7 protein-coding genes and 1 pseudogene are annotated in these 7788 nt (G+C 31.5%); all 8 read right to left on the reverse strand.

From position 1 onward, the window contains the following. Window positions 1–93: pseudogene (locus RMO70_RS08800) on the reverse strand (IS1595 family transposase); the annotation flags it as partial. A 53-nt stretch (window positions 94–146) separates the two neighbouring features. Beyond that, window positions 147–650, reverse strand: coding sequence for a hypothetical protein (locus RMO70_RS08805; protein ID WP_310556063.1), 504 nt, complete (start codon window positions 648–650; stop codon window positions 147–149). Between the two features lie 208 nt (window positions 651–858). Continuing rightward, a complete protein-coding gene (locus RMO70_RS08810; RefSeq protein ID WP_310556064.1) occupies window positions 859–1419 on the reverse strand; it encodes a hypothetical protein in 561 nt (186 codons plus the stop codon). 248 nt (window positions 1420–1667) lie between these two features. Further along, the gene (locus tag RMO70_RS08815) at window positions 1668–1919 is read right to left on the reverse strand and encodes a hypothetical protein (RefSeq protein WP_310556065.1); all 252 of its coding nucleotides are present in this window, start codon (window positions 1917–1919) and stop codon (window positions 1668–1670) included. A 173-nt stretch (window positions 1920–2092) separates the two neighbouring features. Beyond that, window positions 2093–2614, reverse strand: a complete 522-nt coding sequence (locus tag RMO70_RS08820) for a DUF2314 domain-containing protein (RefSeq protein ID WP_310556066.1) — start codon at window positions 2612–2614, stop codon at window positions 2093–2095. 25 nt (window positions 2615–2639) lie between these two features. Then, window positions 2640–3344, reverse strand: coding sequence for a hypothetical protein (locus RMO70_RS08825; protein WP_310556067.1), 705 nt, complete (start codon window positions 3342–3344; stop codon window positions 2640–2642). Beyond that, a complete protein-coding gene (locus tag RMO70_RS08830; RefSeq protein ID WP_310556068.1) occupies window positions 3322–5238 on the reverse strand; it encodes a polymorphic toxin type 23 domain-containing protein in 1917 nt (638 codons plus the stop codon). Before RMO70_RS08830 ends, RMO70_RS08825 begins: the two co-directional genes overlap by 23 nt. A 1-nt stretch (window position 5239) precedes the next feature. After that, the gene (locus tag RMO70_RS08835; protein WP_310556069.1) at window positions 5240–7096 is read right to left on the reverse strand and encodes a phage baseplate assembly protein V; all 1857 of its coding nucleotides are present in this window, start codon (window positions 7094–7096) and stop codon (window positions 5240–5242) included. Between the last annotated feature and the right edge of the window lie 692 nt (window positions 7097–7788).

A 7788-nucleotide genomic window follows, 5' to 3' on the forward strand; every position in this document is an offset into this window, starting at 1 on the left:
CCACTTTATTTCTGCCAAATATTCTAAACAATCTAAATCCGTTTTGAATCTATCGGTGAATTCTAAAATACTTTCTCCTGTAAACTTTTTCATTCTATAAAGATATGTAAAAATTATAAGTAATTATCGAAACACCTCAAATTTTTTTAAAAGAATAAAGTTATTATCAAATTCTCCAAATTCAGTTGACAATTATTTTTGACATTTCGCTTATGAATCAAAATTGTATCATTTAAATAAAATTTTGTATTTACAAATTCAACATAACTATCTTCTGTTTTTGGCTCACAATTTTTTATAGTTTTTTTGACAACAAGTGGCTTTCCTTTTTTTGAAACACTAATACAATTAATTTCAAATTCTTCCAAAAAGTAACATTCTTTGGATTCAAAACTATTCAAAATTATTGTGTCTTTATCTACATTCCATTTTCCTTTTGAAAAAGATTTTGAAGAACACGTACCAGCATAATATTCAAATGTTTTATTTTTATTAATTTTTAATGTTCCACTAAATGGAACTGGTTTTTTTGTTGTCTTCCAATTATTTACAAACTTTTCAATATTTTCATTTCTAACAACTTTTTTACAACCAAAATGTAAAAAAAATATTATAAAAATTAAGTAATAAAATTTAATATTTCTCTTCATTTTTATATCTGTTTTCTGTCGCTCGAAAATCTCGCACAACGTCTCGTGGCTTGCAGAAGTTGGGGATTTGGTAAGCCCAAACTTTCAGTAAATCACTGATCACAAAAGTACAAAACAATGTTGAAAGTCAAGACCAAAACCCCAATTTTTGCAAACCGCTGTTAGCAGTTCGGTCGTTTAGAATCGAAATGTTCTATTTTACAGATTTTTAATCCCACCAAATATATACAATTCTTTTGTCTTTATATTTTTCGTTAATATTTCTTATTAATGTCTCGTCATCATATTCAACTTCGTCGGGAAACAACGACTTTGTATTTTCTTTAATTTCTTCTTTTGTTAAGTCTCCAATTATGTAAATCATATCAGAATAAAACCATTCATTATCATTTAGTTTCCCATTATCATAAATCATAACTTCGTTTAGTTTAACAAACGATGCAGTTACTTTTGGATTTTCTGATATTTTTTTCAAGACTTTATAATATTCAGAAACTTTTGGTTTTTCAATTAGATTTGGTGCAATTGATGCTTCATCATTATTTCCATCAAAGAATTCGTCTATTGATATTAAAGTTGGTTCTTTTAAATTCGGGAAATTTAATAAATCGTATTTTTTTAGAACAATATCTCTTTTTATAATGTCAATATTATTTTCAGTGTTTTCTCTAATTTCAGAAGTTTTTGTGTTTTCTGGTTTTAAGTTTTTGTTACAACTGAAAACTGCGAATAAACTTGTAAATATTAAATGAATTTTTAATTTACTCATAATTTAGATTTCTAATATTTGGGTTGAAAATTTATTATAACTTTCTGATTATATTCTTTTTGCGTAATTTTGGTTTCGACTGACTGCTAACGTCTCGTGGCTTTGCGATGGTGGGGTTAAGAAAGCCTTAACATTGAAGTAAAGATAGAAAATAACAAGTACAAAACCAATATTGAATTAAGCCATAAAACCCCACTATCGCAAAACCGCTGTTGTATGCTGGTTTAATTTTTACTCGTTGTTTCATTTTACTTTTTCGGTTTGACATTTTTCTGTTCTATTTTGGTTTGTGTTGTTTTAGTGGTGCCGTTGTCTAGTTTTGTTGAGCCAAAGGTTACTTCGATTGAGCCAAAGGCTATTTCGATTTGGACTATGCTTGTTTCGATTGCGCCAAAGGTTACTTTGATTTGGACTATGTTTGTTTCGATTGAGCCAAAGGTTACTTCGATTGAGCCAAAGGCTACTTCGATTTGGACTATGCTTGTTTCGGTTGAGTCCAAAGCTTGTTCGATTTAGCCCAAGCCTTGTTTTATTTTATATTGAACGACCCCTCAATTGCAATGCCATTTCCATACTGGCTTTTGTAACCTATTGCTTTAAGATTGGGTTGATAAACAAATATAAAATTTGTTTTGTGGGTTTTAGCCAACCATTTTTATCAACTTTTAAAATGTTATTCAATGATTAGTCCACTATTTGTATCGAAATCTATTCTTTCAGATTTACTCATTCTGCTTACTAATAGTCGTGTTGTGAAACCTCCAATTAATTTATAACCTTTTGATTTATTTCCTTCTAAATACGACCAATCTGAAATTTCATCTATATCAATTTCAATTATATCTCCTTTTTTTACATTCTTTACATATAAAGGTTCATTTCCTAAAATCCCGATATACTTTTCTAATTTAGTACTATACATAATACTTTCTATCCATATATGTTCGTCTCCCATTGGAGTTTTAAAAGCCTTTTTTAAACAAAAATGCTTTAAGATTGTGTCATTACTTTTGAGAGAAATATCAAATTTCGACAATGATTCTTTTGCATTAATTATAGCATTATCCATTTCTTTGTCATCATTTAACTTATAAATATTTTCATAGTTATCAGCCTTTTTTTCAATTATATTTTTTACTTGGGCGTTTACAAAAATTGTAATTAAAAAAATTAAAATTGTATATCCTATTTTCATATTATTTATTTGTTATTAATTCTCACTATTTTACATTAAATGACCCCTCAATTGCAATACCATTTCCGTACTTATTTTTGTAACCTATTGCTTTTAAGTCTGGTTGATAAACAAATATAAAATTTGTTTTGTGGGTTTTAGCTAACCATTTTTTCTTATACTCACGTTTTTTTGAAATATAAGTTGCTGTCATTGTTAAAGTATCGTTTTTAAAAACGCCGACATCATTTTCGTTCCACTCTCTAAAAGGCGTTTTCTCACTTCGTTTTATGGAAATAGTATTATTTTTGAGTTCGAAACTTCCTAAATAGTTGAGATTAATGGGTGTGTTAAATTTAATAATGTTGTTTTGTGAGGCATCAACATATTCTTTTAATCCAACAATATAGCCTTGTGTATCTTGATTTTTATACATTGTTGTAGTTACATTATATGCATAGCCATCGTCTGAAAAAACACAAAATGTATATGATTCGCTATTTCGCTTGTACATATATACTTTGTTGACTTTTATAATATTACTATTTAATAAGGCTTGTCTTTTAACAGAATCCTTGTGGTTTAAAAAGTCTTCAAAATATTTAAATGATTTTTTAACACTTGGGTCAAGACCTTTGGCAATCTGATAACTGCGATACTCATCATTAATATCAATCTTTCTACTACCACAATTAATTAAAAATAATAGTAATAAAAATAGAATAATTTTATTTATTTGATTTTTTATCATCTTCAATTTTTTTATTTATTCTTTCTAACTCATAAAATTCCTGTAACAATTTAGTTTTTGATGGCAAAGTAGCATCAGTATATGTTTTAAGTCGTTGTAAGTTAACTTCTTTTGAACCTTCTTTATATACTAAATAAAGATGATGAAAAGTTGGGTTAGCTTTCATATTTATGCTCATTTGATAAAGAAGTACATCTTCTTCATACTTCTTTAAATCAATTTCATACTGAATTTTATCTTCATTATATTTTTTATTAAGTCTATCATTTGTGTCATCAAATGGTTTAGTTGGCTTTTTAGGTTCTTTTGGAACATCAGGAAAAGGTATAGCGTTATGCATTTTGTTTGATGGCCAAAAAGTACCATATCCAAATTTTGTAGTTGTTTTTATATTTCCGTTTTCATCAAAAATAGAAAAAGTTTCTTGACCACGGTTTAGTAATACATCAAATAGTTTTTGGTGGTCATAATTTTGTCCGTTTATATTTTTGTCTAAAGCAAAAGGGTTTTTGTTATTTGATTTGCCATAATATAAATCGAATGCGTAACTCAAATTTATTTTCTGTGTTAGTTTAGCTTGAATATTTACACCCGCTGACCAATATTGGTCAGAATCCATACCAAAAAATAGAATTGGTTTGTATATATCATTATAGGATGAAATCATAAAATTTCCAACCTTGATAGCTGCACCACCTATAATTTGGTTTCTATTTTTATTGTCGTGCGAATTATATGGGTCTTTTATTCTATTGCCCTTTTCGTCATATTCGCTAGTTACTCTTCCAGAGCTTATTATTCCTGTGGAACCTAATGAAAATGCATATTCATAAGGAACATTTACACCAGTTGCTGTATATTGATTGAACAAATTAAGCGGTAATGTGTTTCCAGTTTTACCACCTAATGTTAAGGTTGGAGTAAGACTAGCTGTAACTAGATTACGGCTTTGTCTAGACGTTCCGGGAGTACCATATCCGTAATAAGTTAATGCTCCATTTAAACTTGGGCTTAATCCCCAATCTTTGCCTAAATCTATATTTTTTTGAATGCCCGCACATATACTTGCAGAAAATCCACCACCAAGACTATACTTAAATACTAAAGCCATATTTGGTATTGGATCGCCTGGTCCTCCAAGATTTCCTGAATCAATATCACTTTCATCATACTGGTCAAAATCGCCTGCGCTTGGACCTCCTCGTGAATTTTTATCACGATTATTATGTGATTGATTTGATTTTTTAGATTCTGTTTTAGGAAAAGTAATATCCAAATTGCCTGTATAGTTTGGCGATTCTATTTTAGCAATTACAACTACTTGGTCAGCTACAGCATCAAAACGGAATAAGTCATATTCGTAGGTTTCTAAATTGGTATCAGGATTTAACTTTTCTTTTAATGCTATATCGATATATACTCCGTATGCTTCTGTTAGTGCCAAAGCCAATATTATTTTTTTATCAATATCTTTTTCAATATCAATTAGGCTTTCTTGCCAAACTATAATTTTTTCATTTCGATCATCATAAAATGCTATTTTACTTGATAAGCGGTATTTAGATACTGTAATGGCTGGATTAATAACTATACCGTCTGTAATTTCTTTATAAAATTTATAAACAATACTTTTATTGTCTACATCAAATTTTGAAGTCATTTCGGATGCCACGCTTTTAAGATGGTCGTGAACATATGTGCTTTCTAGTTTATATTCGCTTTCTTCAATTGTTCTAGCTGGAGCTTTTTCAGGTTTGCCAAAAATCACACCGTCTTTGCCTGTAAAACTTATAGTTTTAGCAGAATTATAAACAATGTCTCCTGCAGAATATATATTATAATCGCCACCAATTATTTCTGTGAGTTTTCCCCCAATGATTCTTGTTCTACTCATTTTAAAAAAGCTTTGATTTTTCGGCACTATTCATTTTCAATTCTTTATCTGAATGTTTTGCAATAGCCCCTTGGCTACTTGTTTCCATACCTTTTTCTGAATTTATAGTGGTTTTGCCTTTTTTAGTTTCACTGAGCACATCGCCCTCTATATATTCCGTTAGTGTTCCCGTAACACTCATAATACTATTTCCGCCTACAGATACATTGTGTAGCATACCAATTGAAGATGATTTATTAACTCCTGCGGTTTCTGATATGTTTAAAGTAGCAGATGTGTTTATATTCATACCTGCTGTAAAACTTATGTTTTCTCCTGCGTTTACTGTAAAATTTCTTGGTGCATTGACACTAATATTTCCTTTTCCGTCCATCAGCCAAGTGTTCCCACTTGGGTCTTCAATAAACACACTACCAATAGCATCGTTCATAATAATTTTAGTTCCCGAGCGAGTTTGTATTGCTTTTTGGTCGTTGCCCTCGGTGTTGTACCCTGAACTCTCTGAACCATTGTACATTGTACCCAACGCATAAGGCTTTTCTGCATTACCTGCTTCAAAGGCTATCAAAACTTCTTCGCCAATTTCGGGAATGAAATACATTCCTTTTCCACCACCTGCGTGTGGGTTTGTCATACGAATCCAAGGTGTTCTTTCGGAATTATTTTTTTGCCAAGCCATTTGCACTTGAATTCTCCCCAGTCCTTTTGGGTCGTTATTATCGATAACTATTGCGGGTTGCGTGCTGGCAATAGGCGTCGCCAACACATTGCCGTAAGGCGGGCTTTGCCCGCTTTCGGGAATGGCATTGAAAGTGTTCGAATATTGTCCGCCCTCTTCGCAAGTATGTGTAATATTGGTTATCGTGTAACTGCCATAGTTTTGTTCTTGAACCCCATCGCGTGGGTCGCCAGTCATTGAGAATGCCGATTCGTGGATTGAAACTACATCGCCAATGCGAAGTCCTGTTTCATCACTTATTCCTGTGGCGGTTATTAAACTGGCAGTTTGCGAATGCAATTGCGTGGTTACTCTGTCGACCAAATGGGTGCGAGAGTTTCCCTCTTGCATTGGGTTGGAATACAAAGTGTTTGATTGGTCAGGAAACAATTTTTTTGATGAATCAAAAACCTGCTTTGTGTAGCCATATGTTTGGTAGTTTATCTCGGAAGCGTTCGCTTTTTGGGTCTCGCCCGTACTCGGGTCGTACCCAGTGTATTCAAAATTGAGTGGTTTGGCATTCATTTCGATATCAAAACGTTCGATAGAACGACCGTATTCTAATGTGAATGTTTTTGACCTTGGTTTCCCGAAAACCAATTCTTGCCCATTATAATAAAACCATTCTGCTTTTTTTTGTGCCAATCGGCACAAAAAATCAAAATCGCTTTCATTATACTGAACGGTAAAAGGTAAAGTTTGATTTTCTCTAAGGTTTATGACGGGTTTTAGCTCTCTTTGCGGGAATGCATTTGCAATTTCTTGAATAATATCTGATAACGATTTATTGGAAAATGATTTGTTTTTAGGCAAATTTTGCATTGCAATGGTTGGCGAAAAACCTGAAATTTGAATCATTCCTGCTGAACCATTTTCACGAACCAATATTGATTTGGTTATGATTCCGTAGAAGAGTAGGGGCGATTCGGTGGCTAAATTATTCGGTTTTACCTCTATTTTAATGCTTTGTCCAATATAGCTTTTCGATTTCTCAATGGCTTGATTTACAAATTCTCGTGGTAAAGGTTGCAAAATGGTAAACTGGTGGTGTGCGTTTACTGTTTGTGTAATGCTTAATTTTGAAAATCGGGTTAATGTTTCTCCCTCAATTTGAATAGAAGTTGTAGTGCTTATTGCCATAGAAATAAGTTTTATAGTGTTTGTTTAATAGTTTAACGTTGTTTGATTTTTTTATAAAATTGGTAAAGATACTGTTAATAAAAATAAGTTGATTACGGTTTTCCCGCATATTTTGTTAAATGTTTATTTTTACCGTAATGTTGAAAAAAACTAGCATACAACGTCCGAGGGCTTTGTGCAGGACTTGCCTTTTTCAGGCAAGTCTTGCACAAAACCCTAGTTGTACGCTGTTATTCTTTTCCAAAGATAACAGTTTACAGGTATGATTCAAAAAACTTAGATAAACATTTTTAACCAATTTTGTAAAACCAGGGCTTTACGAAGTTGGGTAAAAATATATAACGGAATTCAATTTCTTGATTTTTTAGCAAGTAACTCGAAAAAATTTGACTTTGTCATTTTTTTCTCCTAACTTTGTTAAGCTTTTTTAGCGTATTCGCTTTGAAAACGAGTTTTCAGCAAATTCTTTTGCAAAAGCTTGGCGAAAAATGTACCATTTTACTTTCCTATAAATCAATCCCTTTTTTCCGTTATGTTTATCCGATTTTTTGGGTGTCATATCCTAAAATACGTTGACCTTTTTTTAGGTTAATAATTGATTCAAATTTAAACTTAATTGCCGGAACATTGATAAGTTTTTTAAAAAATTCCCTTCGGGTTTTAAAAACTTATCAACATTCCTACGATGCAAA

Source organism: Flavobacterium sp. (genome assembly GCF_031422135.1).
Taxonomy (GTDB): domain Bacteria; phylum Bacteroidota; class Bacteroidia; order Flavobacteriales; family Flavobacteriaceae; genus Flavobacterium.

Coding starts and splice junctions, on each gene's coding strand:
- RMO70_RS08830 (WP_310556068.1), bottom strand. CDS start 5,238: ATGAGTAGAACAAGAATCATTGGGGGAAAACTCACAGAAATAATTGGT.
- RMO70_RS08805 (WP_310556063.1), bottom strand. CDS start 650: ATGAAGAGAAATATTAAATTTTATTACTTAATTTTTATAATATTTTTT.
- RMO70_RS08835 (WP_310556069.1), bottom strand. CDS start 7,096: ATGGCAATAAGCACTACAACTTCTATTCAAATTGAGGGAGAAACATTA.
- RMO70_RS08825 (WP_310556067.1), bottom strand. CDS start 3,344: ATGATAAAAAATCAAATAAATAAAATTATTCTATTTTTATTACTATTA.
- RMO70_RS08810 (WP_310556064.1), bottom strand. CDS start 1,419: ATGAGTAAATTAAAAATTCATTTAATATTTACAAGTTTATTCGCAGTT.
- RMO70_RS08820 (WP_310556066.1), bottom strand. CDS start 2,614: ATGAAAATAGGATATACAATTTTAATTTTTTTAATTACAATTTTTGTA.